The 23,231-nt window shown below is 70.7% G+C and carries 22 protein-coding genes; 3 read left to right on the top strand and 19 right to left on the bottom strand.

All coding sequences use genetic code 11. The features are described from left to right. Window positions 1-166: 166 nt before the first annotated feature. The 19 genes from IE316_RS17825 to IE316_RS17735 form a co-directional block, all read right to left on the bottom strand. Window positions 167-1,390, bottom strand: coding sequence for a S8 family serine peptidase (locus IE316_RS17825; protein ID WP_190205344.1), 1,224 nt, complete (start codon window positions 1,388-1,390; stop codon window positions 167-169). A gap of 30 nt (window positions 1,391-1,420) precedes the next feature. Beyond that, window positions 1,421-2,146 (bottom strand): radical SAM/SPASM domain-containing protein, encoded by a 726-nt coding sequence (locus IE316_RS17820; RefSeq protein ID WP_190205343.1) that lies wholly within the window; start codon window positions 2,144-2,146, stop codon window positions 1,421-1,423. 271 nt (window positions 2,147-2,417) lie between these two features. Then, window positions 2,418-3,860 (bottom strand): radical SAM/SPASM domain-containing protein, encoded by a 1,443-nt coding sequence (locus IE316_RS17815; RefSeq protein WP_190205342.1) that lies wholly within the window; start codon window positions 3,858-3,860, stop codon window positions 2,418-2,420. Continuing rightward, window positions 3,847-4,332 carry a hypothetical protein gene (locus IE316_RS17810; protein WP_190205341.1) on the bottom strand — a complete coding sequence of 162 codons (486 nt, stop codon included), beginning with the start codon at window positions 4,330-4,332 and terminating at the stop codon, window positions 3,847-3,849. Before IE316_RS17810 ends, IE316_RS17815 begins: the two co-directional genes overlap by 14 nt. Next, window positions 4,322-5,128 (bottom strand): glycosyltransferase family protein, encoded by an 807-nt coding sequence (locus IE316_RS17805; protein WP_190205340.1) that lies wholly within the window; start codon window positions 5,126-5,128, stop codon window positions 4,322-4,324. Before IE316_RS17805 ends, IE316_RS17810 begins: the two co-directional genes overlap by 11 nt. A 249-nt stretch (window positions 5,129-5,377) precedes the next feature. Beyond that, window positions 5,378-6,652, bottom strand: coding sequence for a lytic transglycosylase domain-containing protein (locus IE316_RS17800; protein WP_190205339.1), 1,275 nt, complete (start codon window positions 6,650-6,652; stop codon window positions 5,378-5,380). Between the two features lie 37 nt (window positions 6,653-6,689). After that, on the bottom strand, window positions 6,690-7,430 hold the full coding sequence (locus IE316_RS17795; protein WP_190205338.1) for a hypothetical protein: 741 nt from the start codon (window positions 7,428-7,430) through the stop codon (window positions 6,690-6,692). Between the two features lie 27 nt (window positions 7,431-7,457). Then, window positions 7,458-8,006, bottom strand: a complete 549-nt coding sequence (locus IE316_RS17790) for an Rv1363c family protein (protein ID WP_190205337.1) — start codon at window positions 8,004-8,006, stop codon at window positions 7,458-7,460. Between the two features lie 26 nt (window positions 8,007-8,032). Continuing rightward, the gene (locus IE316_RS17785; RefSeq protein WP_190205336.1) at window positions 8,033-8,779 is read right to left on the bottom strand and encodes a nuclear transport factor 2 family protein; all 747 of its coding nucleotides are present in this window, start codon (window positions 8,777-8,779) and stop codon (window positions 8,033-8,035) included. Next, on the bottom strand, window positions 8,776-9,294 hold the full coding sequence (locus tag IE316_RS17780) for a hypothetical protein (protein WP_190205335.1): 519 nt from the start codon (window positions 9,292-9,294) through the stop codon (window positions 8,776-8,778). The genes IE316_RS17785 and IE316_RS17780 overlap by 4 nt, the downstream gene beginning before the upstream one ends. Next, complete coding sequence (locus IE316_RS17775; protein ID WP_190205334.1) at window positions 9,291-10,580, bottom strand: MCE family protein; 1,290 nt, start codon at window positions 10,578-10,580, stop codon at window positions 9,291-9,293. The genes IE316_RS17780 and IE316_RS17775 overlap by 4 nt, the downstream gene beginning before the upstream one ends. Next, entirely contained in the window at window positions 10,577-11,752 is a 1,176-nt protein-coding gene (locus IE316_RS17770; RefSeq protein ID WP_190205429.1) for an MCE family protein, read from the bottom strand. The genes IE316_RS17775 and IE316_RS17770 overlap by 4 nt, the downstream gene beginning before the upstream one ends. A gap of 152 nt (window positions 11,753-11,904) precedes the next feature. Then, entirely contained in the window at window positions 11,905-12,930 is a 1,026-nt protein-coding gene (locus IE316_RS17765; RefSeq protein ID WP_190205333.1) for an MCE family protein, read from the bottom strand. Between the two features lies 1 nt (window position 12,931). After that, window positions 12,932-14,026, bottom strand: coding sequence for an MCE family protein (locus IE316_RS17760; protein WP_190205332.1), 1,095 nt, complete (start codon window positions 14,024-14,026; stop codon window positions 12,932-12,934). Then, complete coding sequence (locus IE316_RS17755) at window positions 14,023-15,099, bottom strand: MCE family protein (RefSeq protein ID WP_190205331.1); 1,077 nt, start codon at window positions 15,097-15,099, stop codon at window positions 14,023-14,025. Before IE316_RS17755 ends, IE316_RS17760 begins: the two co-directional genes overlap by 4 nt. Continuing rightward, entirely contained in the window at window positions 15,096-16,358 is a 1,263-nt protein-coding gene (locus IE316_RS17750; protein ID WP_190205330.1) for an MCE family protein, read from the bottom strand. The genes IE316_RS17755 and IE316_RS17750 overlap by 4 nt, the downstream gene beginning before the upstream one ends. A 1-nt stretch (window position 16,359) precedes the next feature. After that, window positions 16,360-17,166, bottom strand: coding sequence for an MlaE family ABC transporter permease (locus tag IE316_RS17745; RefSeq protein WP_190205329.1), 807 nt, complete (start codon window positions 17,164-17,166; stop codon window positions 16,360-16,362). A gap of 5 nt (window positions 17,167-17,171) precedes the next feature. After that, window positions 17,172-17,936 carry an MlaE family ABC transporter permease gene (locus IE316_RS17740; RefSeq protein ID WP_190205328.1) on the bottom strand — a complete coding sequence of 255 codons (765 nt, stop codon included), beginning with the start codon at window positions 17,934-17,936 and terminating at the stop codon, window positions 17,172-17,174. Then, window positions 17,933-19,012, bottom strand: a complete 1,080-nt coding sequence (locus IE316_RS17735; RefSeq protein ID WP_229910436.1) for an ABC transporter ATP-binding protein — start codon at window positions 19,010-19,012, stop codon at window positions 17,933-17,935. The genes IE316_RS17740 and IE316_RS17735 overlap by 4 nt, the downstream gene beginning before the upstream one ends. A gap of 750 nt (window positions 19,013-19,762) precedes the next feature. Between IE316_RS17735 and IE316_RS17730 the strand changes: the two genes are divergently transcribed. The 3 genes from IE316_RS17730 (at window position 19,763) to IE316_RS17720 (ending at window position 23,076) form a co-directional block, all read left to right on the top strand. After that, window positions 19,763-20,395, top strand: a complete 633-nt coding sequence (locus IE316_RS17730; RefSeq protein WP_190205327.1) for a hypothetical protein — start codon at window positions 19,763-19,765, stop codon at window positions 20,393-20,395. A 96-nt stretch (window positions 20,396-20,491) separates the two neighbouring features. Next, window positions 20,492-22,090, top strand: coding sequence for a DUF6801 domain-containing protein (locus tag IE316_RS17725; RefSeq protein WP_190205326.1), 1,599 nt, complete (start codon window positions 20,492-20,494; stop codon window positions 22,088-22,090). 38 nt (window positions 22,091-22,128) lie between these two features. Next, on the top strand, window positions 22,129-23,076 hold the full coding sequence (locus tag IE316_RS17720) for a hypothetical protein (RefSeq protein ID WP_190205428.1): 948 nt from the start codon (window positions 22,129-22,131) through the stop codon (window positions 23,074-23,076). The last annotated feature ends 155 nt before the right edge of the window (window positions 23,077-23,231 follow it).

The raw sequence follows: 23,231 nt of genomic DNA, 5'->3' as shown, positions 1-23,231 counted from the left end.
GCCGCGCGGTCCGCTGGTAGTGCTTCGCTACGTCGGGTGACCTCGCTTGGTGGTGGGCATCTTCCTCGTCATGAGGTCGGGGGAGGTGGTACGGCTCCGGGGTGAGTTGTCGGAGTTCGTTGCCGATGTGTTCGGGCCCGCCACCGCACCAGTCGATGACCTGGTGTCAACCCATGGTCTGCCAGGTCTGGGCCGCTGTCACGGCGCGGAGGGCGTCTACTTTGCCGTTGCCGAACCATGGGCTCCACCCGGTTTCGTTGAAGGATCCACGCCTGCACCGCCGGACAGGGGGGTGGTCCCAGGCAGCGTCGGGCGACGTGGGCGGGGGCACGTCGTAACCCGTGTGGCTCAGGTCTTTCGAGGCCGTAGACTGCAGGATCCGGCAGACCTCCGAGGCGGAGAGGCTGGGGTTTGCGCTCAAGACCAAGGCGGCTACTCCGGCTACCAGAGCCGCCGCGCCCGACGTGCCCTTGAATCGGTTGGTCGGCTTCTCCGGGTCCCCTGTCGACGTTGTCAGGCCCAACCCGCTCAAGGCATCGCCACGGAAGGCACGCGAATTACTAGATGGCGCACAGAGATCGATTCCCGGACCGTAACAGGAGTAGTGACATCGCTGCGCCAGACTGGAGATCGAGCTCACGTGCAAGACGCCAGGCAGGGAGGCGAGAACGTTTCGAAAGGTTCTGGAGGTTTTGATGAGCGGCTCGGCCTGGGCATCGCCGGCGAACACGACTTCGTAGGGCACGGCAACGTCGGCGTCGATGTCGATAGGACAGTTGGAATTTCCTGCGGCACAAACGATCACCAGCCCGCTACCGCGACGCCCGCCACTGGAGGTCAACTCCTCGACTCGATCGACGACGGATTTCGACAGGATGAAGTGCGGCAGTTTCGACCACGGAAGCAACAGCACGTCCGCCCGTTCCGACACGTAGTCGAGGATGCGGTGCATCGCGTACTCAGAGACGCGCGCGCGATTCGCTTCGGTCTGGAGCCTGATCGGAAGCAGCCGGCAGCCGGGCGCGACCCCGAGCGGGTGGCTGCGCCCGACCGCCCCCGAAGTCAACGCGCACATCGACGTTCCATGATGCGCGCCCGGCAGATACATCCTGGCGGCGGAGCTGACCGGCATGCCCATCGTCCGCAATTCCCCGCCGTCGAAGTATCCCCACCCGGCGAACTTGTCCTTCCCGCCGAAGGCGGGATGGGCGAGGTTACACCCGCTGTCGGCGGCAGCGACCACTACCCGGGGGTCGCCGACGCCTGCCAACCTGGACCATGCCTCGTCGCAGCGCAGGGAGGAGCGAACATCCACCTCGACGTGCTCGAACCCAGTGTGCAGATGCCATTGCCGCGCGTAGTACGGGTTGTCGACACCGATATTTCGCACCGCGCCTCCACGACAAGCGACAATCACCAATCACCGATGCCGATAGGCGCCGGGAAGTCCGTACTCGCACCGGCGGCAGAGAATGGTCGAGTCCGGATCTGCGAGCATGGCCATGATGCGCTGGAAACCAGGGCCTTCCACGATCTCCTGATAGGTCTGCGTTCCGAGATTGCCGAGCTTGTGCTCCAGGCCGTAGTCCATGCAGCAGAGCTGAACGTCACCGTTGGGCAGGAGAACGTTGGCGAAGATGCGGTCCTTGCGGCAGATCAGACTGGTGTGGCCGTTCCGCTCGGCGATCTCCGTGGCGCTGAATGCCGTGCCGACCGTCGTGGCGGACAGATCGACATTGCCCGCGCGGCTGTGAACGCGGCGGGTCGACGGCATTCTGCCAAGCTCGGCGGCTATCGCCGGATGTGGAATGCCGATGGTGTGGAACTGAAGGTTGGAAATCCCGCTCGACGCCAGCGAAGTCAGGAGCGAAACGTAGTCCGCGGTCACTTTTTTCCGCATCTCACCGCCGTTGTCGGGCAGATGCACCAGGAATCTCTTGAACGGGATGTCCGCAAGTGGCTTCACCTGCTCGTGCGTCATCCGGTCCGCCGTCGTGAAAACGGCTGTCGGATGACCGCGCCGGTGTGCGATCCGGATCATGTCCAGGCAGTCGCCTGCATGGAAGGGCTCACTGAAGCCGGAGAAGTGGACGTGCACGGACGACGGAACCGTCTCGATATAGGCCGCGAACAACTCCCGCGTCATGGTGCGGACCGAAGCTCCCACAGCAGTTCCCCTAAGAGCTGCCGCTTCTCGGTAGGCACCGGTGACCGTCGACTGCGGACAGTAGGAGCACTGCAGTCGACAGCCGATGTTGGTGGTCACCTCGAGGACACGTCCGGGGGACATGCGGTCTCCGGTCGCTGCGCCAGCAGGGTGAGCTGAATCCGCCGGGGGTTGTGTTCCATGTGTCGGGCCGACACTCGGTGTCCCGCGCGGTTGGACCGGATCCGAGAGGTACACCCGGTCCGCACCCTCATCCAAGCGGATCCCCCACTCTCTGCTCGATGGAGAATTTCAACAGCTCCCTGGTGAGATCGCACAGCGGGCCGCTCTGCGAAATCCCTTGGCGGCTCACCCGTGCCGACAGGCAGCCGCCCGCACAGTTCCACCGCGCCATGCACGAGGTGCACTCGGGGAATGAATGAACGTCGATGGCCCGCAGGGCGTTCACTCGGTCGATGTCGAACTGGAAGCGACTGCCGTCGTATCGTCCGATGCGGAACAGATCGTATCCGTCGTGCTCGTCCTTGCTGTAGCGGTGGCACCCGGAAACGATCCCTTCGGGTGTCACGGAAAACTCTGCGTTGCAGAACCGGGAGCTTCTCCTCAGCGTGTTCTGGAACATCTTGCAGGTAACGTCGATGCCCAGCTCGCGGCCGAGTCGATAAGCCTCCTTGAACGACTCGACGAACTCCTGCTGCAGTGGCTTGGCCATGCCTTGCGTCACCGAACGCCCGATTTCGGCCATCGGCTCGAAGCGCACGCTTGCGGCGCCGGTGTTGTCGTGGACGAACTTCACCATATCGACCAGCCGGGCCGCGCCCTGCGCGGATACCGTCGTCCGCAGGTGGAAGTCAACGCCCTGTTCCACCAACTCCCTGATGACCTTTACCAGCTTGCTGTGGCTGCTTCGGCCATCGGCGTAGGACCGTTGCGCCTGCAGCTCGGGCAGGATGTCGAAGGACAGAGTCACGAACTGGATGTTGTCGCGGATCCATGCCACTCGGTCCGGCGTCAGCAGGGTGCCGTTGGTGATGAGTCGAATACGATATCGAACACCCGTGGCCTGTGATGCCGACCGGATGTAGTCGGTCACGGACTGCAGGAGCTTCCACTCCATGGTAGGTTCGCCGCCGCCGATGTAGCGGATCAGTGCCAGGTTCTCATCTGTCTTGCTTGCGTTCTGGAGAACGAGATCGACTGCTGCCCGGGCGATCTCCTCGCTCATCGGCGGAGACTTCTGCGGCAAGGAGCTGGCGTAGCAGTAGGTGCACCCGAGATTGCAGCTCTCGGTTAAGATGAGAGTGGCCTCGATGGGGCGGAACTCCTGGAGCGGCCGCGTCGTCGGCTCCGGCTCCATTTCTCCGCCGATGATTCCCATCTTGTCGAGTACGGCGAGAACTCTCGCGCTGACGTCGTCCTCCGGAAGCTCTTGTCCGGCGACGATTTTCTCGATGATCCGCCTGGTGCGTTCGTCGACGCGGAATGCCCGGCCCTTCAGCGGAAGGTGAACTACGGCGCCTCCGTCGGACGCATCGAAGATCGACACTTCGGTGTTGACCACGCTGTCGCCGGCCGCTCGGGCAACTCCTCCGACCACGCCTTGGCTTGCTTCTGCGGCGCGCTTGGGCGGCGGCATAGCAGGCCAGGGCAGGTCGACGCGCGGGGCGCCTCCGCTGCTGCTATCCACGTCCATGTTCCGGCTCCTCGTCGGCTCGATGGGTCCCCAAGCGCCGTGCGACGTAATCGTGTGCCAGCACCTCGGCCTTCTCGACGGAGTACTTCTCGGCGATCCACTCGAGCGCGCCTTCGAAGGTGAGATCCTGCAACCTCATCAGCAACTCGAAAGCCTTTCTTCCGGAGTGCAGTACGTCATCACCTCGAATGATCGCGAACTCTCCGCCGAGCACCTTGATCTCGATCCTGGTCTCAGAGTCGTAGTCGAAGGTGATGATGTCGCTGACCACCCGGCCCGGGTTCCCCGTCATGTCGTAGACCAGCTCGGCCGCCGTCAGCCAGTTATCCGTCGAGCCCCCGCCGCCGGAGGTCCCGCCGCCGGACGGATGGCCGCAGCATAATAGCTGGTAGTCGCTGTTTTCTACGTAGACCTGACGGCTCAGATCGACCGGTTCCGAGATGTACACCCGGTCCGCGCCCTCATTCGACATGTGAATACCTCCATCGTGCCAACTCTTTGATGCATTTCGACAATTGTGGCGGGACAGGTCTGCCGAGGTCCCGACTCGCCGTACGAGCCGCGGTGTGGCGCTTGCCCAGCAGACAGTGGAGATGAAAGTGGAACGGTCCGTCCAAGGCTTGGAAGCGCCAATGCGGATGGCCGCGGAACGTGACGCCGCAATGCCGGGTGATGTTGGCGTACCGCTGCGATGCGATCGGACAGAGCTCGAACCTCTTGGCCAGGCGACTGCGCCATATCCTGGTGTGCGGATCGAGGAGTCGCCTTCCGCCGACGTCTCTTTCCAGGCGCGGCTCGTACCAGTGGCTCCTCTCGGAGGTCAGCGTGTAACACGAACAGCTCACGGCGTCGAATCTCTCGTCGAGTTGCGCCACCGCGGTGATGACATCGGGGTTGTAGTAGTCATCGGCATCGAACTGGAACACCCACTCCACGCCGATGTCTTCGAGCAGGTCCAAGGCGAAATTGCGGGCGGAGAGCTGGTCGTAGCCGCCGTCGGCGAGGCTCTTGGAATACCCCTCGCCGAAATTACGGTGAACTTCCCGGACATTGGCGAAGCGAGCGGCGAGAGCGCCGTAGTCGTGTGGGCGGCGAACTCCGGTGTGGAGTACGAGGGCGATGCCGACCCTGTCGTGTTCCAGCAGATTCCGCATGGTGAGTCCGAGCAACGGATAATCCGCTTCCGACACCGCACACCAGATCCCTACCGACGTCATCCCGGGACCATCCTTCAGGCGATATTCCAGTTGACGACGGCGCCCATGCATGTACTAACGGCACGGAGCTCGCGGTCGTCGCACGGAGTGCCAACTGACGCACAGAACAAGTGACTTCGGAGGTCACCTATCGTGCCACGCTGAGCGTGCCCTCCGACCTGGAGAACCTGATAGCCACTCGAAAGGATGAAGCCGAGCGTTTCCTGGCGGCTACTCATCCCCTGGGACCAGCCGGTCATGGTGCAGGAAGCCGCCAGTCGCTCACGATCAGCCGTGATCACTCAACGTAACGAAGCACTACTAGGCCGGGCAGGTCGGTTCGCTTCCGGGCGTGGTCGGATCGGGGGTGGGCGACGCGTCGGTGCCGGAGGAGGGACTCGCCGAGTCGGTCGGGCAGTTCTCCGGCGTGGACGGGTCGGGGGCCGGCGTGGACGGATCGGTGGGGGTCGGGGTGGGCGAGGGGTCCTGGGTCGGGGAGGGGTCGGGGTCCGGTGCCGTGGTGGAGGGTGACGGCGAGGGCGGCACCGAGCGGGTGGGAGAGGGGGACGGGGTGGGCGTACCGGGGTCGGGGCCGATGATGATGCCCTCGCCGCCACCGCCCTTGCCGTCGCCACCGCCCTTGCCGTCGTCGTCCCGGCCGCCCCGGCCGTCCCGGTCGCCGGCGGTTCCGCCGCGGTCCTTGTCGGCAGGTTCCGTCGCCGGGGTGGTACCGCCGGCCCCCGGGGACCGGGGCACGGCACCCGTGCCGTCGGGCACCGGGTGCACGCCCCTGCGGTAGAACTCCAGCCAGTGGCGGACCAGGTCCAGGTAGGCACGTGAATTGTTGTAGCTGAGCACCGCCCGGTCCAGGTCGGCGGCCCGCCTCAGGTCGCGGTCCCCGGCGCACAGGTAGTGCCCGGCGGCGAGGGCCGCGTCGAAGATGTTGTTGGGGTCGGCGCGGCCGTCGCCGTTGCCGTCCGCGCCCCACCGGGCCCAGGTCGACGGCAGGAACTGCATCGGCCCCACCGCCCGGTCGTACACCGTGTCCCCGTCGTGGACGCCGTCGTCGGTGTCCAGGATCAGGGCGAAGTGGACGCCGTCGAGCGCCGGGCCGGTGATCCGGCCGAGGGTGGTGCCGTCCCGGTCCACCGCGCCGCCGCGCGCCTGCCCGGACTCCACCTTGCCGATCGCCGCGAGCAGTTCCCAGGGCAGCCCGCAGCCGGGGTCCGTGCGGCCCACCGACCGCTCCGCCGCCCGGTAGGCGCGCAGCACGGTGCCCGGGATGCCGGCCTGGGCGCGCGCCCGGGCGGCCGGCGTCGAGGGCGCCGGCACGTCCGGGGAGACCAGCGGCGGCAGTTCGGTGTGGTACGAGCCGTCGTCGGGCGGCGGGGCGGCCTCGGCGGCGTACGGGGCCCCCGCGGCGGGGGCGGGAGCGGGGCGGTCGTCGGCGGCGGGCGCCGGGCGGACGCGTTCGGGCTGGGCCGGTCCGTGGGCCTGCGAGGCGGTGAGCGCCGCCACCGCGGTCACGGCGGCGGCGGTGGCCCGCAGCCTTCGCCGGGTCCGGGCGGATACGCGTCGGGCGCGCTGCTCGGGCATGGTCGGTCACTCCCTGGGGGTGAGGCGCGTACGGGGTTCAGCGGCCGAAGGTGTCGATGCCCGAGACCAGCCAGCGGCCCTTGTGCCGTTCGAGGTCGAGGGCGAGCATCGCCCCGGCGTAGGTGCCGTCGTCGTCGGCCTTCTTGTCGCCCGCGGTGCTGACGCTGCTCTGGTCGGCGTAGACCAGGACCCGGGCCCGGTCGCCCTCGATGCGCTCGACCGCGCTGTCGGTGACGGTGGTGGTGATCACGGCCTTCTGCTGTGCGGCCCGGGTGCGGATGGCGCCGAACAGCTTCCGGTGCTCGGCGACGGCGGGTCCCGTCAGCCATTGCCCGGCGGCCCGGTCGAGGGCCTCGGGGTCGGCGTGGTCGTACGAGAAGAGCGCGGCGACGGCCTTGGTCGTCTGTCCCTTGATCTGGCTGGTGCGGGCGGTGTCGGAGAGGGCGGTGTCGCGGGCGGCCGGGGTGTCCCGGAGGGCTTCGGCGCGGGAGTGCGCCCAGCCGGCGAAGCCGCCGAGGAGGAGGGTGAGCAGGCAGAGGGCCACGAGGGCGCGGGATGGGCGTGGGCGGGGGGTCCGCTGCCGTGGGGGGTCGGTGTCCGCGCCGGGCGGGGGCGGTGCGTCGCGGACGACCGGTGTCGTGGCGCGCGGTGCGGCGGGCCGGGGACGGGCGGGCGGTTCCGCGCGGTCCCGGGGGGTGTCGGTGGCGACCGGGGTGCGCAGGGCGGCGCGGGCCTGGCGGCGGCGGGCGTTGTTCAGGTGGTGGCGGGTCGTCGGCATCGTGGTGTCGTCCTCTCCTGCTGACGGTCAGTTCGCCGGGTTGCCGCCCACCGGGGCCTGGCCCAGGGCGCTGAGCTTCCAGTGGCCGTCGGTGCGGGTCAGTTCGCCGAGCATGCGGCTGTCCTTGTCGGTGCTCGCCTCGCCCGGTGCCTTCACGGTCACCCGCAGCGCGACCATCACCCGGGCCCGGCCGGCCCGGTCGTCGAGTTCGGTGAGCGCGCCGGAGAGCACCTTCGCGGTGGTCACCGTCTTGGCCGTCTTCACCTGCTCGGCGAACGCGTCCCGCCCGGAGACCAGTTGGTCGTGCAGCTCCCCGGTGGTGGAGGACTCCCACAGGTCCAGGCCCCGGTCGAGGCTGCGGTGGTCGAGGGTGTTGAGGTTCTGGACGGCCTGTTCACCGGCGGCCAGGGCCGCGTCGCGCTGCTCGGCGTACGCCACGGTGTCGTCGTGGGCCGCGTCGTACCAGTCCCAGCCCGCCCACCCGGCGAAGCCGCCCGCGATCAGCGCGAGGACGAGGGCCAGGGCCGTGACCGGGGGCCTCCGCGTCCGGGCCGGTGTGCTGGTCGCGCGTTCCATCCGTGTTCCCCTCTCCCCGCGCCCGTTCAGCGGGTCCTGATGTCGACGATCCGCCACTGGTCCTCCTGCCGGCGCGCGGTGACGGTGAGCTGGGCCGCCGCGGAGGTGGCGCCCGCCTTGCCGCGGTGCGTGATCTGGTCGAGGAAGACCAGCAACCGCGCGCGGTCACCGTCGAGTTCGATCACTCCGGTGCGGACCGCCTGGGTACTCAGGGTGACCCGCTGCTCGGCCAGGTCCGCGCGGATCCGGCCCATCAGCTCCGTGTACTGGCGCTGCGCCCGCCCCGCGAGGACGGAGCGCGCCGCGCGTTCGGTGGCGTCCAGACCGTCCGGCGTGTACGAGAAGACGCGGGCGAGGCCGTTGCCGACCTCCCCGGCGACGCGGGCGGTCTCCTCGGCGTCGGTCAGCGCGTGGTTCCCGGCCGAGGGGGTGGCTCTGAGCTGGTGGGCGCCGTAGAGGAAGCCGCCCCCGGCGAGGACGAGCAGGGCCGCGCCCACCGCGGGGAGGAGGCGCCGGGCCGGGACACGGGGGCGCGGCGGCTCCTCGGGGGGCGTGTCGGTGCCGGGGTCCGGGGTGGCGTCGGTGCCGGGCTCCGCGTGGGCATCCGTACCGAACCCCGCGTGGGCATCCGTACCGGGCTCCGGGTGAGCGTCGGTGCCGGGCTCTGCATAGGCATCCGTACCGGACTCCACGCGAGCGTCCGCGCCGGGCTCCCCGTGGGCGTCCGCGCCGGTGGCCGCCCGGGACCGGGCGACGTGCCGCAGCCGTGTCATCGGCTCTCGTCCTCCTCCGCCGTCCGCGCCAGCGGTACCGCGCTCAGTGACTTCACCTTCCACTCCCCCTCGCCCGTGCGGGCCAGCACCGCCTCCAGGCGCTTGCGGTCCGTGGCCGGCGCCTTCGCCCCGGCGGACGTCACCTCGACGCGCACGGTGGCGATGAGCTTGGCGGTGCCCGCGCGGGTGTCCAGGGCGGTGAGCGCGGCCTCCGTGACCGTGCCCCGTGCCGAAGCGCCCTGCCGGGGCACCGTGGCGCCGAGTTCGTCCCGGAGCGGACCGGTCGAGGCGGCCCGCCAGTCCTGGATGCCGGCCCGTGCCCGCTCCCGGGACGAGGCGTCGAGGGTGGTGAGGACGGCGAGCCGGTCGCGTCCGTCGGCCAGCGCCTCGTCGCGTGCGCGGCCGTACGCGAGGGAGTCGTCGCCCCGCGCCTGGGCGTACGTCCACGCCCCGGTGCCGCAGAACGCCAGCGCCAGTGCCACTGCGGCGCCGGTCAGGACGCGTGCCCGTCTCATCGGCCCGCCTCCGGGTCCGCGCCGAGCAGCCCCGGCAGTCCGGTCACCGGCGTGCCGCCCGGGTCCGGCAGGGACAACGCGCCCGGCAGGTCGGCGGTGGACCCGGCCGGGGCCGCGGTGGTCCGGTCCGTGCTGCCGGAAGGCAGGGAGCCGGGTCTGGCCGGGTCGGGTACGGCGCCGCCCCGGGGCGCGTGGGCGGACCCCCGTACGTTGACCCCGCTGGCGGCCGGTGCGGTGCAGGCGGCGCCGGTGTTGAGGGCCGGTGCGGTGCCGAGGTCCAGGCCGGTGCGGTAGCGGGTGCCGCCGTAGCCGTCGGTGCAGGGCAGGGGCTGGAAGAAGGTGACGGCCAGGCCGAGTTTCATGGTTCCTCCGTCGACGGCGGTGGCACCGGCCGAGACGGCCGCCGGGTACTTCACGAGGAGTTCCTCGATGCCGCGCTGCCGGGTGACGGCGATCTCGGAGGTGGTGAGCAGGTTGGCGAGGACCACGCCGAGGCTGGGGTCCAGGTCCCGCAGCAACCCGCTGACCTGGGTGGCGGCCTCGGGTGTGACGGCCAGCAGGCGGCGCAGGTCGGCGTCGGAGTTCTTGAGGGTGCGGGCCAGTTCGGTGGCGCCGTCGGCGAAGCCGCGGATGGCGTCCGCCTCCTCGGCCTGGGTGCGCAGCACGGTCTCGCCGTCGGTGAGCAGGCGGGTGGTGGCGGGCAGGTTGCGGTCGGCGGCCTCGATGAAGGCGCTGCCGTTGTCCAGCAGCTTCTGCAGGTCGTCGCCGTGTCCTTCGAAGGCTTTGCCGAACTCGTCGACGACCGTGCGCAGGTCCTCCAGCGGCACGGACCTGGTGAGGTCGTTCAGGCTGGTGAGGACGTCGGTGACGGGGGCGGGCACCTCGGTGTCGGGTTGTTCGATGCGGCTGCCGTCGGCGAGGTAGGGGCCGGTGTCGCTCTCCGGCCGCAGGTCGATGTACTGCTCGCCGACCGCGGAGAGCCCGGCGACCACGGCCCGGGTGTCGGCCGGGATGCGCGGCGCGGACTTCTTGATGCGCAACTGGGCGACCACCCCGTCGGCGGTGAGGTCGATCCGGCCGACCCGGCCCACCGAGACGCCCCGGTAGGTGACGTCGGAGTGGGTGAACAGGCCGCCGGTGCGCGGGAGTTCGACCTCGACTATGTAGTGGTCGGCGACGCCGACGTACCGGCCGAGGTCGGCGTAGCGGATGCCGAGGAAGCCGAGGACGAGGACGGCGATGAGCAGGAAGGCGAGGTTCTTCAGGCGTACGGCGAGGGTGATCATCGGTGGGTGCCTCCGTCCCCGGGTCCGTGGGTGGGCGTCGCCACGGAGGGCAGGGGCAGCGGTGCCGCCGGGGAGGCCGAGGTCCCGGTGCCGGACCGCTTCCGGGATGCGGCGGTGTCCCGTCCGGCCTGCGGGGTGGCGGTCGGCGAAAGGGTGCTGCCGGGTATCAGGGGCGGGATGATCTGGGTCCCCGGCTCGGCGGTCATGCTCAGGTACACGTTGAGGTAGTCGCCCTTGACGCCGTTGAGCACCTCGTCGGTGAACGGGTAGGTGAGCAGCACCTGGAGGGAGTCGGGCAGGTCGTTCCCCGCGTCGGCGAGGGCCTTGAGAGTGGGGGCGAGGGCCTTGAGGTCGGCGACCATGTCGTCCTTGCTGGCTTCGACGGTGGAGACGGCGACCCCGGACAGGGTGTCCAGGGAGCGCAGCATGGTCAGCAGGGAGCCGCGCTGTTCGTGCAGGGTCTTCAGGCCGGGCGAGAGGTCGCTCACGACGGTGCGGATGTCGTCGTCACGGCCGGCGAGGGTGGCGGAGAGCCGGTTGACGCTGTCCAGGGCGTCGGTGATGTCACCGCGGTGGTCGTCGAGGTCCGCGACGAGTTCCTCGACCCGTTTCAGCATGGAGCGCACCTGGGGTTCGCGTCCGCCGAGGGCCTGGTTGAGTTCCCGGGTGATGGTCTTGAGCTGGTTGACGCCGCCGCCGTTGAGCAGCAGGGACAGGGCGCCGAACACCTCCTCGACCTCGGTGTCGCGGCCGGTGCGGGAGAGCGGGATGACACCGCCGTCGCCGAGTCTGCCGGCGGCGGCGGACTTGGCCGGGGCGACCAGTTGGACGTACTTCTCGCCGAGCAGGCTGGACTGTTCCAGGCGGGCCCCGGTGTCGCGGGGCAGGTCGATGTCGCCGTTGATCTCCATGGTGACCCGGGCGGCCCAGGTGTCGCCGTCGAGGCGGATGCCGGTGACCCGGCCCACGGCGACGTCGTTGACCTTGACCGCGGCGTGCGGCACCAGACTGAGGGCGTCGTCCAGTTCGGCGGTGACGGTGTAGGGGTGCGGGCCGAGGTCGGCGCCGCCCGGCAGGGGCAGGTCCTCGATGCCGTCGAAGCGCGGGGCGGTGACGGAGAACGCGCCGAGGGCCAGGGAGAAGCCGAGGCCGAGGGCGAGGAGCCCGCCGATCCCGGTGCCGAGGGCGGCTCCGGTGCCGAGCGCCCGGCGCCGTACCGTGCCGTGCGGGGGTTCGACGCGGTCCGCCTCGGCGGTCTCCACCTGGTCCGTGCCCGGGGTGTGCTCCGGTTCGGACGTCCTTCCCCGGCGTCCCACGACCCGCTTCACCGCTGCCCCTTCCCGGTGCCGGAGGTCGCCGAGCCGCCGGTGGCCGGCAGGGGCAGCAGCGGGCCGCCCATGCTGATCTCGTTGAGGTCGGCGCGGCCGTCGATCCTGCCGGTGTCGGGGTCGTAGGCGTCGACGAGGTTGCCGGCGGCCAGCGGGGCGACGTCCAGGGCCTCGGCCAGGGAGGCGCGTTGGCGGACCAGGGTCTGGGTGATCGGGACGAGCCGTTCGACGTTCTTCTTCAGTTCGCCGCGGTTGTCCTTGATGAAGGTCTTCACCTGGCCGAGTGCCGTGCCGAGTTCGTCCAGCGCGCCGGCGAGGTCGTCCTTGTTGTCGGCGAAGTAGCCGACGACCGTGTCCAGCCGTTCCTGGGCGGTGCGGACATCGGTGTCCTTCTCGGCCAGCATCGTGGTGACGGTCTGCAGGCTGCGGAGGGTGGCGAACAGGTCGTCGCCGGAGCCGTCGAGGGTCTTGGCGGCCTTCCCGAACTCCTCGACGCTGTCGCCGATCGCCTCGCCGTTGCCGTCGAGGTTGGCGGCGCCGGTCTTCAGCAGGTCGGACAGGGCGCCGGAGGAGTTGGCGCCGTCCGGACCGAGTGCCTTGCTCAGCTCGGTGATCGAGGCGTAGAGCTGGTCGATCTCGACCGGGGTGCGGTTGCGGGAGGCGGGCAGGACGGCGCCGTCGGCGAGGGCGGGGCCGGCGCGGTAGGCCGGGGTGAGCTGGACGTAGCGGTCGGCGACGATGCTCGGCGCGACCACCAGGGCCCGCGCCGACTTCGGTACCCGTACGCCGTCGTCCAGGGCGAGCTCGACCCGTACCCGGGTGCCCTGGGGGCGGACCGAGGCGACCTCGCCGACGCGGACGCCGAGGATGCGCAGGTCGGAGCCGGCGTAGATGCCGACGGCGCGGTCGAAGTAGGCGGTGAGGCGGGTGCCGGCCCGGTCCAGGGCGCGGGCGGTGACGAGTCCGGCGGCGACCACGGCGAGGGCGACAGCGGTCGCGAGGAGTCTTCTGCGTCTGCTCATGTCACTCACCGCTCCCCCGGGCCGGCTGCTTGGGCGGCATGCACGACGTCTTGGGCTGGGACTGGGCGGGCAGGTAGTCGCGGGGCACCACTCCGCACAGGTAGCTGTCGAACCAGCGGCCGTTGCCGAGGGTGTTGCCCAGAAGCCGGTAGTAGGGGCCGACCAGGGCGAGGGTCCGGTCCAGCCGGGTGCTGTTGCGCTCCAGGACGGTGGTGACCCGGCCGAGCGCCTTCAGGGTGGGGCCGAGCCGTGTCCCGTTGTCCTTCACCAGGCCGGTGAGTTCGGTGCTGAGGTCGCGGCTGCCCTTGAGCAGGGCGGTGATGGCGTCGCGGCGGTCCTTCAGTTCGCCGAGCAGGGGCCCGGCGTCCTCGATGAGGGTCTCGAAGCTGGACTTCTTGTCCTCCAGTGTCTTGGTGAACCGGGCGCTGCTCTTGAGGAGTTCGGCCAGTTCGCGGTCGCGTTTTGAGACGGTGCGGGAGAGGTCGGAGAGTCCGGTGACGGCCTTGCGGACGTGCGGCGGCGAGTCCTCGAAGGTCCGGGAGATGGTCTCGAAGCTCTTGGCCAGTTGCCGGGTGTCGAGGGCGTCGACGGTGGAGCTGAGGTCCTGGAACGCCTGGGTGACGTCGTACGGCGAGGTGGTCCGGGTCCGCGGGATGCGGTGGCCGGGGTCCTGTGCCGCGGTGCCGAGCGGGTCGAGGGCCAGGTACTTGTCGCCGAGCAGGGTCTTGATGGCGATGGCGGCGGTGGTCCGGTCGCCGATCCAGGCGTCCTCGACCGCGAAGGTGACCTTCACCCGGTCGCCGTCCAGGGCCACGCCGGTCACCTCGCCGACCTTGACGCCGGCGACGCGCACCTCGTCGCCCTCGTCGAGGCCGGCGGCCTCGGTGAAGTCGGCGGTGTAGGTGGTGCCGCCGCCGGTGAGGGAGAACCGGTCGGCGTTGTAGGCGAGGACGGTCAGCAGGGCCAGCAGGAGCAGGCCGACCAGGGCCACGGCGACCGGGTCGCGGTCCCTGACCGGCTTCAGGCGCGGCGGGCGGGAGCGGCGGGGCGCGGGGGCCGGGGCGGCGCCGCGCGCGGGCCGTTGCAGCAGGGTCATGCGCCGCACCTCGCTTCGGTGACGGCGATGCCGGTGGGCGGTTTCTCGCCGGTGGAGGTGGTCACGCCGGCCACGCGGGCCTCGCAGAGGTAGAGATTGAACCAGGAGCCGTAGGAGGACAGGCGGCCCAGGGCGGTCAGTTTGGCGGGGGTGCGCTCCAGGAAGTCCTCGATCCCCGGGGTGGCGTCGGCGAGGTTGCCGGAGAGCCGTCCCAGTTGGCGGATGTCCTCCTTCAGCGGCGCGCGTCCGTCCTCGAGGAGGCCGGCGGTGACGGTGGTCAGGTCGCCCATGGCGGCGACGGCCCTGCCGAGCGGCTCGCGGTCGTCGTTGAAGCCGGTGACGAGTTTCCGCAGGGTGTCGACGAGGTCGTCGAAGTCGGCCTCGCGGTCGTTGAGGGTGGTCAGGACCGTGGTGAGGTTCTTGACCACCTCGCCGATCACCTGGTCCTTGGCGGCGACCGTGGTGCTGAGCGAGCCGATGTGCCGCAGGAGGCTGTCGACGGTGCCGCCCTCGCCCTGGAGGACCTGCACGATGGAGCCGGCGAGTTCGTTGACGTCCTTCGGGGAGAGGCCCTCGAAGAGCGGCTTGAAGCCGTTGAAGAGCAGGGTGAGGTCGAGCGCGGGGGCGGTGCGGTCCAGGGGGATGGTGTCGCCGGCGTCGAGGGAGCCGGTGAGGTCGCCGCTGCCCCGGTCCAGGGCGAGGTAGCGCTGCCCGACCATGTTGAGGTACTTCACGGCGGCGGTGGTCGACGCGGGCAGGGTGCGGTCGTCGCGGACGGTGAAGGTGACCTGGGCGGTGCGCCGGTCGACGACGCGTACGTCGGTGACCTCGCCGACCTCGACGCCGGAGATGCGGACGCTGTCGCCGTCGGTGACTCCGGTGGCGTCGGTGAACAGCGCCTTGTAGGTGACGCTGTCCTCGCCGACGCCGGTGCCGGAGACGCTCAGTCCGAGGACGGTGGTGGCCAGCGCGGTGACCACCAGGAAGGCGAGGGACTTCAGCAGCGGTCCGGTGAGCGGCCGGCGGCGGGTGTGGGCCGTGCGCCGGGTTCCGGCGGGGTACCGGGGGGTCATCGCAGGGTCACCTCCGTGCCGCGCAGGGCCGGTCCGGCCAGCAGGCTGCTCCACTCGGGCAGGTCGGCGGGGGACTTTCCGGCGGCGGGTGCGAGGAGTTCGTTGACGAGGTCGTTCTCCTGCGGGGAGTTGGCCGGCCCCAGGTCCTGCCCGGCCGCCGCGGGCACCTGGGCGGCCGGTCGCGCGGCGACACCGAGGTAGGGCACGGGGTAGCAGCGGGGGCCGCCGCCGGCGTCGTAGGAGGGGGTGTCGGTGCCGGGGCGGTAGGCGCCGTGCGAGGGCACGGTGGTGACGTCGACGCGCAGGCCGGGGCGGTCGGTGCCCTTGCCGAGGGCCCGGTCCATGGCGGGGACGAAGTCGGCGAGGGTGCGCAGGGTGCAGCCGAAGGCCGGGGAGTACTCGGCGAGCAGTTCCAGGGTGGGCCGGGAGGCGGCGGAGAGCCGGATGATGTTGTCCTTGTTCTGCCGCAGGAACGCGGTCAGGTCCTCGGCCGTCCTGGTGGTGGCGCCGAGCGTGCCGGCCAGTTCGCTCTCCTGCTCGGCCAGGGTGCCGCTGGTGGTGGTGAAGTCGGTGAGGGCGGTGAGGATGTCCGGGGCGGCGTCGGCGTAGATCCGGCCGACCTTCACGAGCTGTTTCAGGTCGCGGTTGAGGGTGGGCAGGTGGGGGTTGAACTCGCGCAGGTGGCCGTCGAGGAGGGCGAGGGTCTCGCCGAGCCGGTCGCCGCGTCCCTCCAGGGCCCGGGAGACGGCGGAGAGGGTGGCGGCGAGCTTCTGCGGCTGCACGGCGGTGAGCATGGGCAGCACGTTGTCCAGCACCTGCTGGAGTTCGACGGCGCCGGCCGAGCGGTCCTGCGGGACGACCGACCCGGCGGCCAGGGGGCGCGAGGAGGGCGCGGCGGGCGGGACGAGGGCGACGAAGCGTTCGCCTAACAGGGTGGTCGGCAGCATCTGGGCGCGCACATCGGCCGGTATGTCGCGCAGCGCGCCGGGCCGCAGGGCCAGGGTGAGCCGGACGCCGTCGCCGGCCGGATGGATCTCGCGGACCTCGCCGACGACGACGCCGCGCAGCTTCACCTCGGCGCCCGGCCGCATCTCGTTGCCGACGCTGCCGGTCTCCACGTACACCGGGTCGGAGTCGGTGAACCGCTTGTCGTAGACGGCGACCGCCAGCCACACCAGCAGGGCGGGGACCACCAGGAAGACCACTCCGGCGAGCCGGCGGCGCACGGTCGCGCCGCGGGCCGGGTGCGCTGCGCTCATGTCACCCCGCCACCTTCACGGTCGTGGTGGCGCCCCACAGGGCCAGCGACAGGAAGAAGTCGGTGACGCTGATCAGCACGATCGCGTTGCGCACCGACCGGCCGACGGCCACACCGACACCGGCCGGGCCGCCGGAGGCGCGGTAGCCGTAGTAGCAGTGGGCGACGATCACCATGACGCTGAAGATCAGCACCTTCAGGACGGAGAGCAGGACGTCCGTCGGGGACAGGAACAGGTTGAAGTAGTGGTCGTAGGTGCCCCGGGACTGGCCGTTGAACAGGACCGTGACGTAGCGGGAGGCCAGGTAGGAGGAGAGCAGCCCGATCGCGTACAACGGGACGATGGCGACGACCCCGGCGATGATGCGGGTGGTGACCAGGTAGGGCAGGGAGCGGATGCCCATGCCTTCGAGGGCGTCGACCTCCTCGTTGATGCGCATGGCGCCGAGCTGGGCGGTGAAGCCGGCGCCGACGGTCGCGGAGAGGGCGAGCCCGGAGACCAGCGGGGCGATCTCGCGGGTGTTGAAGTACGCGGAGACGAACCCGGTGAAGGCGGCGGTGCCGATCTGGTCCAGCGCCGCGTACCCCTGGAGTCCGACGACGGTCCCGGTGAACAGGGTCATCGCGATCATCACGCCGATGGTGCCGCCGACCACCCCGAGGCCGCCGGTGCCGAAGGCGACCTCGGCGAGCAGGCGCTGCACTTCTCTGAGGTACCGGTGCAGGGTGCGCGGGACCCACAGCAGGGAGCGTACGTAGAACAGGAGCTGGTCGCCGGAGCGGTCGAGCCAGACGAGCGGGGAGGCCACGGACCTCAGCCTCCCTTCGGGGGTACGAGCTGGAGGTAGACGCCCGTCATCACCATGTTGACGAAGAAGAGCAGGAGGAAGGTGATGACGACGGACTGGTTGACGGCGTCGCCGACGCCCTTGGGGCCGCCGCGCGGGTTGAGGCCCCGGTAGGCGGCGACCACACCGGCGATGAACCCGAAGACCAGCGCCTTGAGTTCGCTGACGTACAGGTCGGGAAGCTGGGCGAGGGCGGAGAAGCTGGAGAGGTAGGCGCCGGGGGTGCCGTCCTGGAGGAAGACGTTGAAGGCGTAGCCGCCGAGGATGCCGACCACCGAGATCAGGCCGTTGAGGAGGACCGCGACGCCCATGGTGGCCAGGACCCGGGGCACCACCAGGCGCTGCACGGGTGAGACGCCCATGACCTCCATGGCGTCCAGTTCCTCGCGGATGGTGCGCGAGCCGAGGTCGGCGCAGATCGCGGAGCCGGCCGCGCCCGCGATCAGCAGGGCGACGATGAGCGGGCTGGCCTGCTGGACGACGGCCAGGACGCTGGCGCCGCCGGTGAAGGACTGGGCGCCGAGCTGCTGGGTGAGCGAGCCGACCTGGAGGGCGATCACGGCGCCGAACGGGATCGAGACCAGGGCGGCGGGCAGGATGGTGACGCTGGCGATGAACCAGAACTGCTCGACGAACTCCCGGAACTGGAACGGGCGCCGGAAGATCGCGCGGGCCACCTCGGCGGCGAGCGCGAAGAGCCGGCCGGTCTGCCGCAGGGCACCGGTGATCATGCGCCGCCCCTGGGGGACGGCAGGGGGAGCGTGTCGGTGGGGGTGCCGGGGGTGCCGGGCGCGCCCGAAGTGCCGGAAGCTCCCGTGGCGTTCGGCGCACCCGGCGTGCCCGACGTGGCGTACGTGCGCTCGATGGCCGCGCGGGCGGCGGCGGGCAGCCGGTCGAGCATGCCCAGGACCCGCTCCCGGCGCCGGGCGACGGCGCGGCGCGGCGGAAGCCCGGGGGACGGCTCCAACTGCGGGACGATCTCCCGCGGCCGGTCGGCGTCCGCGCCCCCCGGTGCCGCGGCCTCGGCGGCGAGCGTGGCGGCGTCCTTCTCCTCCGACATCCCGATCGGGCCCTCGCGGCGGCCGGCCAGGAACTGCGCCACGACCGGTTCCTCGCTGGTGAGCAGCACCTCGCGCGGGCCGAAGGTGACCAGTTCGCGCCGGAAGAGCATGCCCATGTTGTCGGGGACGGTGGCGGCGATGTCGAGGTTGTGGGTGACGATCAGCATCGTCGCGTCGATCTGCGCGTTCAGGTCGATCAGCAACTGGGAGAGGTAGGCGGTGCGGACGGGGTCGAGCCCGGAGTCGGGTTCGTCGCAGAGGATGATCTGCGGGTCGAGCACCAGCGCGCGGGCGAGTCCGGCCCGCTTGCGCATGCCGCCGCTGATCTCCCCCGGCAGTTTGCCCTCGGCGCCCAGCAACCCGACGACCTCGATCCGCTCCATGACGATACGGCGGATCTCGGACTCCTTCTTCCGGGTGTGCTCGCGCAGCGGAAAGGCGATGTTGTCGAAGAGGGACATGGAACCGAAAAGGGCGCCGTCCTGGAACATGAGCCCGAACTTTTTCCGGGTCTCGTAAATATCCCGCTCCGGGCTGTTCACCATGTCGACGCCGTCGATGAGGACCCGGCCGTGCTCCGGCTTCAGCAGTCCGATGAGCGACTTGAGGAACACGGTCTTTCCGGTGCCGGACGGACCGAGCATGACGCTGACCTCTCCGGCCGGCAGCGTAAGGCTCACGTCCCGCCAGATCTGCTGCCTGCCGAACGACTTGGTGAGCCCCTCGACCACCACTTCGATTCCCATATCACCTCCAAAGAGAGCGAGGCCGGTGCGCATCGCGCGGCGCACGTCGAGCCGGTGCCCGGTCCACTGACAACAGACGGGCGCCGGGCCCCGCCGCCCTCTTCGTTCCTCACCGGTTCTTTGTCACCGCGCAGACACCTCCGGTCGCGGACTTTGTCCGCGCGGTGCGGGGCGGGGCCGCACCGCTCCCCGGGAGGCGGGGAGCCGCGCGGTTCCGCCGGCGGATGTCCGGCCCGCAGGAGGGCAGGGCCGGAATCCGTCCGTCGCGCCTCCTCGGCTCGGGGGCACCCACCAGGAGATCAGCGCCGCAGTCGGCACGCTACGACCGAGTAACCTGAGGGGGCAAGAGAAGGGCCGGAGTTTCCCGAAGGATTGGGCGCGGCCACCGCGACTTTGTCAGCGCGGCGACAAACAGCGCTCCTCCCTTTGTCATCCGGTGAGCAATACGGGCCCGCGCACCGGCCGGGGAACACGCTCCGGCCGCCGCCGGCCGGCCCGGCGCCGGCCCCGGCGGTGGCGCCTTCCTTAGCACCGGGTGACTAAGCCGGAGATCGGACTGCTCACCTCGGGAACAGGTATTCCGACCTCTTCAAAGAATCATGGTCGGCGCCATTGTTCGGCTAAGTTTCCCGCAAGTAACGTCATGGCTCGCGGTCGAGTCGTCACGGGCCGCGGACCGCCCGTTCTCCCACCCCACGGTCACGGGCGCGATCCCCTTCCGCCGGTCAATTCACAAGGGAGTCCCCACCCATGAAGAAACACCTGACCAGAATCGCCGTCGTGGCGGGCGCGGGCGCCGCCGCCTTCGGCATGGCCGTCGCCCCCGCCTCGGCGGTCCCCTCCACGGTCTGGACCGTCACCCCGTCACCGGCCAACTTCACGGCGAACAACAGCGGCAACATCGTGCTGACCGCCAACATCCCGATGACGTGTACGACGTCCAGCGCCTCGGGCACGATGTCCAGCGCGACCGGCAACCCCGCGACGGTGGCCAGCATCAACGCCATCAACTTCGGCACCAGCACCTCGCCGTGCACCAGTGTCCTGGGCAACGTCACGACCGTGGCGACCACGCCCTGGACCGTCGTCGCCCAGGACTACACCGCCTCCACCGGGGTGACCAAGGGCTACGTCGGCAACGTCAAGGCGAAGGTGACCGCCGGGGCCTGCGTGTTCAACGTGCAGGGCAAGGCCACCGCCACCTACACCAACTCCACCGGCATCCTCTCGGTCAACAGTGTGAGCGGCGATCTGACCGTCACCTCCGCCTCGGGCTGCGGCACCGTGGTCACCACCTCCACCAAGCCCACCTTCAAGGGCAACTACGCGGTCAAGGTGTCGGGCACCAGCACCATCCCGACGATCGTCGGGTCCAACCCGTAAGCGGCGCACGGCTCGCCGCCGCCCGGCCGGTGACACCGGCCGGGCGCGCGGGCCGTCCCGCCCCCGGCCGTGGCACGATCCGAGCGGAGTTGACAGATGACAGGCCCCCGCAGCGCCGTCCGACGGACGGCCCGCAGCCGCGCCCGGAGCGCGGTGATCGCCGCGTTCGTCGTGCTGGCCGCCACCGTGCCGGTGGCGGCCGGGGCGACCGGTACGCAGGAGATCGACGCCGCGCTGCCGTACGTATGCCTGTTCCCGTCCGGGGAGCAGTCGGCGACGGTCCGGGTGGCGGCGGGCCTGCCGGAGCGGGTGGCGGCCGGTGAGCCGATCGAACCGTCCGGGGTGAGCACCACCGTCGAGCTGCCCGAGCCGGCGGTGGCGGACCTCGCGGCGCTGGGCGCGGCCGGTGTCCGCGCGGCGACCCGGCTCACGGTCGGCGTCACCCAGGGCGAGGCCACCGCCGAGGCGGTCTGGCGCGGCGGCACCGAGCCCACTGCCCTGCCCGCGACCGGGCCGCTGGAGCTGACCGCGACGGGGGACGTCCCCTCCGTGACCGGCCAGGGCTCGGGCGAACTGACCCTGACCGCGGGCGGCTTCGCGCTGGACCTGGCCCTGACCACCGCGGACGGCACCGCCACCGACCCCGCTTCGGTGACCGTGGACTGCGCACTCGCCGAGGACGCCCCGGACGGGGGCCGGCTGGCCGGCGTACAGGTCGGCACCGGCGAGGACGGCGGCGGCACCCAGACCCCGGGCGACGACGCGACGTCCGCGGCGCCCTCCGCCACCGGCACGCCGGGTGAGCCCGCGCCGGAGACCCCCGGGGACGGCCCGGCGGACCGGCAGGGCGAGCGCGCCCCGAAGGCCGGTGAGCCCGCGCCGGGCGGTGCGACCGCCGAGCGCACCGCGCCGACCTGCAAGTACGACGAGAAGTACCCGGCCGGTCCGATGTCGCTGGACGCCTACATCACCGGCTACTCCAACGTGAACAAGCTGGACGGCGCCGCCCTGATTCCGCCGTTCTGCACGCTCATCACCCAGGGCGAGCCGCAGTTCGAGTTCTTCCCGGACTTCAGCGGTGCCACCATCACCCAGCACTCCACCGCCGACCTGTGGTACCAGCAGCGCAAGCAGACACCGCCGTTCAAGGGGACCTTCCTCGCCTTCGACTTCACCCCGACGACGGCCACCATGGTGCTGGAGCAGACGGGCCCGATGACCATCGACTCGCACGGCACCACCGACTTCGCGTTCACCAGCACGGACACCTACGTCCGGGCACCGATCGTGCTCCGGGTGACCGCCCTGGAGGTCAACGGCACCCCGCTGGACGTGGGGACCAAGTGCCGGACCAGGACCTCCCTCGCCTCCGAGGACCCGGAGCCGGAGAAGTACCCCGGTGACCACCTGGTCCTGCACGGCCGGGGCGAACAGGTCACCGGCCAGCCCGCCACCGGCTATCTGCTGCTGTCCGGCGGCCCGCTGACCGGTGAGGTCGACATCCCGGCCTTCACCGGCTGCGTCACGGCCGACGGCGAGAACCTGGACCGCCTGCTCACCGCCTCGGTCTCCGGCCCCGGCAACTACGTCAAGATGATCCAGGGGCAGGCGTGCTTCGTCTCCGCCGACGTGCTCAACCCGGACGAATGCACCGAGGACGGCCAGCCCAAGAAGGTCCCCGTAGCCGAACGCTGATCTCTTCCTCCCTCTCCCCCGATCCGGAAGGCCACATGATGCGGTTCCCCCTAGGCGCCAGAGTCGCCACCACCGCCACCGCTGTCGGCACCGCCCTGGGCGCGTTCGCCGCCATGGGCACCGCCACCGCGGCGGCGGCCGTACCGAACGGCGAGTGGGCGCCCTTCACCCGCTGTCCCGTGGACGCCCCGGCCATGCTCGCCGCCGACGGCCTGGCCCGCACCCCGCAGTGCGTGGTGTCCACCTCGCCGAGCGGCTCGATCAAACTGGGCAAGACCACCGTGACCACGGGCCGGACCAACCTCCAGATCGGCGTCGTGCAGAACTCCGACGGCACCAGTACGGTGGTGGCCCCCTCCGGCGGTGCCCTCGTCGCCGACTCCGCGACCGTCCCCGGCGGACTGCTGGGGCTGATGTGCCCGAGCAACGTGCCCGCGATCACCGCCATCTGCGAGCAGCTCAACAACAGCACCCTCAACAAGATCACCGCGACGGTGGAGTCCGTCGGCACCCCCTACGCCTTCGACCAGACCGCCGGCATCCTCACCGACCAGCCGATCGTGGCCATACCGGTCCGCATCCACCTGGAGAACCCCTTCCTCGGCAGCAAGTGCTACATCGGCACCGCGGCCAACCCGGTCGTCCTGCGCCCGGAGAACCGGCAGTTCCCCGAGTTCGGCATGTCGTTCTTCCGGGGTGACGGCACGGTCGCCGAGGACGGCGAGATGAGCCGCATCAACCTCACCGGGGCCACGCAGAACGACAGCACCTTCGCCGTGCCCGGCGCCAGCGGCTGCGGACTGGGCCTGCTCGGCCTGATCGACGCGGCGGTCAACGCCAAGACCGGGCTGCCCTCCCCCGCCGGGAACAACAGCCTGACCCTCAACGACACCCGGACCCACCTCGCCGGTCTCACCGCCCCCGGCACCTTCGCCCCCGACGCCGGCAAGCGCCTCTCGCAGAACTGGCACTCCGCCGTCGGCTAGCCGGCCGGGGACGGCGATTCTCGGCCGTCCCGGCAGCGTTGTCACGCCGCCCGGCACCGAAATGTGCACGGACTGTGTACGTCGCACCGAAGTTGTCTTAGCTTCAGCAGCCGAGACACGCGTACCTCAGGTCCGGTCGTGTGTCCCTTCCGTGA

It is taken from the genome of Streptomyces fumanus, assembly GCF_014655295.1.
Classification (GTDB): domain Bacteria; phylum Actinomycetota; class Actinomycetes; order Streptomycetales; family Streptomycetaceae; genus Streptomyces; species Streptomyces fumanus.
The sequence above is the reverse complement of the archived record's forward strand: the minus strand, read 5'-3'. Positions and strand labels throughout refer to the sequence as shown.